The organism is Streptomyces sp. NTH33, assembly GCF_003236365.1.
Taxonomy (GTDB): Bacteria; Actinomycetota; Actinomycetes; order Streptomycetales; family Streptomycetaceae; genus Streptomyces.
The window spans coordinates 1-2347 of record NZ_POTZ01000725.1 but is presented as its reverse complement, the minus strand read 5'-3'; the positions used below and the strand labels follow the sequence as shown (position 1 = coordinate 2347).

At 68.0% G+C, this 2347-nt stretch carries 1 protein-coding gene; it reads right to left on the bottom strand.

All coding sequences use genetic code 11. The features are described from left to right. Window positions 1-1753 precede the first annotated feature (1753 nt). A partial coding sequence (locus C1I97_RS35515; protein WP_111007062.1) for a hypothetical protein occupies window positions 1754-2347 on the bottom strand: 594 nt, incomplete at its 5' end.

Here is a 2347-nt window from a genome sequence, read left to right as displayed (position 1 = left end):
ACAAAAGGCTTTTCGTCGGCAGCGTCAGAGGTGTATAAGAGACAGGACCCGTCCACCCCGCCCAGCGCCCAGACCGCGTACTGGGTCGGCCCACGGCATCTGGCCGGTGACGACGGACGGCTCTACGACGCCGTCGCCGACACGCTCGCCGGCCTCGGCTGGACGAGCCTGACGATCATCCGAGGACGACAGGAGCCGGACGAGGCGCCGGAGGACCGCCAGGTCCTGCGCAGCACCGTCCTGCACATCAGCCCCGACACACTCCGTTGGGCGCAGTGGGTGCTGCCGGACGAGCCGTTCCACCTGGGCGAGCTGCCGATCGCCTGGCACGTCTCCGCCCGCGAGGAGGTCACCGCGCCGGTCGCGCAGTGGTCCGCCTACTTCACCCTCGACGTCCCCGGAGAGGTCCTCGTCGACTTCCTCGTCGCGCTCGACGCCCGCGATCAGCCCGTCGCGCCGCTTGCCGGTCCCGAGCAGGTCCTCGACGCCGTCGCCGCGCACGGCTGGCTCCGCGACATCGACCAGCCACATGCAGGAGCGGTGGACCCGACCTTCACCTCTCACCTCGGCCTCGGTGAGGTGCCGCCCCTGATCCAGGACGCCGACCCGCGCGCCCTGGTGACCGAGGGCGGCGAGGCGGGCCCGCCTGGGTGGCAGGCATGGGCTGAGCCGTCAATGGGCGCACCCTGCTTGTGGGCCGCGTCGTTCGCCGCCAGCGTGCCGCACGACCTCGTCGCCGCGTTCGCTGCCTCCCTCAGCTCCACCGCACCGGTCCTGCGACGAGTGCTTCCCGAGAGCACCAGGCATCGGCTCCTGCGCGCCCCAGCCGATTGACGGCCGCAGCCTTCGGCCCAGACCCGAGGTCCGTCACCGGGGCCCGGCTGCCTTCCGCCCGTCCGACACCATGAAGCCCGGTCACCCTTACGGGGGCGGCCGGGCTTCACGCATATCAGCACGTTGGACGCTTCCGAGGTCCTCACGGGGCATCAGAAAAGCACCTCGCCCGGAACGATCGGAACCGTAGCGTGACCTGTTCTGCCCATGTTTACAAGGGAGTTCCGGGAATGTGCGAGGGCGCCACCTTCCTGGAGCAGGGCTGTGCTACCGTCAAAGCGCTGAGACCGCAACGGTTGAAGCCGTCACCCAGGACGTAACCACTGGGACGAGCCCCGCAACGGGACTCCGCCTTTGGCTCCGCAACGGAGCTTCGTTGGCTGCTCGCCAGTGCGAGCAGTGGCCCTGAAGGGACCCAGACAACCAGTGTTGTCGCCAGGGGCCCACCACTCTGTAGGTCTCTCGTGGACCTCAACGACATGCATCGCAACGGTGCAGTGCGCAGCAAGGGCCCTGCGCTCTGGCAGGTCATCTGTCGTCGTTGAGGTAGCCCGCGCTTCCTCCTCACGACACGTGACGTACACCGTTGTTGAGGAGTGCTTGTCGTGTGGTCCGTATTCAACCCTGTGACTGCGTTCGCCTACTGCCTGACGATCGTCTGCCTTACCGTCTTCGGAAGCATCGCGGTAGTCATCTTCCGATCAGCTCCGTCCGAACGCCCTGACATCTTGGCTGGGTTGGCCCAAGTAGTCAGGGCGCTCGGGGATGCGTTGCGGTTCTGGCGCAGACGGTGAGTTGGTCAGCCTTGGCCGATGCTGCTCGCCTGGTCCAGGCGCACCGTGTGAGCCTTACCGCCGACGGTGACCGTAAGGATCTCCGGGTACCCCCATCGGACAGCCCGCCTCATGAAAGCGCGAGGTTAGCGCCGTGTGGCCTTCGCGATGGCCTTGTCGAGGTGCCGGTCGACGAGGGCGGGCGACCCGGAGACGATCAGAAGCACGCTGCCGTCGCGGACCGCGGTCTGCTTCACCACCGTGTCCGGGCCGCTGCCGGAGAAGGTCAGCAGCTGGCTCCACTGCTCATCACCGAGCCGGGGTGGGGCCATCTTCTGCGTGGCTATGTCGATGGCGGAGCCGCCGACGAGGACCTGGTACTCCGGGCAGCCGGTCATGGCGTCGAAGATCTGCCCCATGCCGGTGGACAGTTTGCTTGAAGTATCGCTGTACAGCGCCTCGGTCACCAGTGAGTTGCTGCTGCCGGCGTAGGTGAAGGTGGCCTTCGCCTGCCGGGGGAAGTCCAGCGATCCTCCGGTGGCCGCGTCGCCGCCCAGGGCGTTGAGGGCGGGGCAGCCGAGGACGGTGACATCGTCGTGCTGAGAGGGCCGCTCGGGCGCGCGGGTGTAGCCGCTGCCGAGGTCGTGTTCGTCGAGCAGGCGGGTCTCCAACACGTCCGAGGACAGTGGAGTGTCGTGGGCGGTGCCGGCCGGCCGTCTGGTGTGGGCGGGGGATGAGTG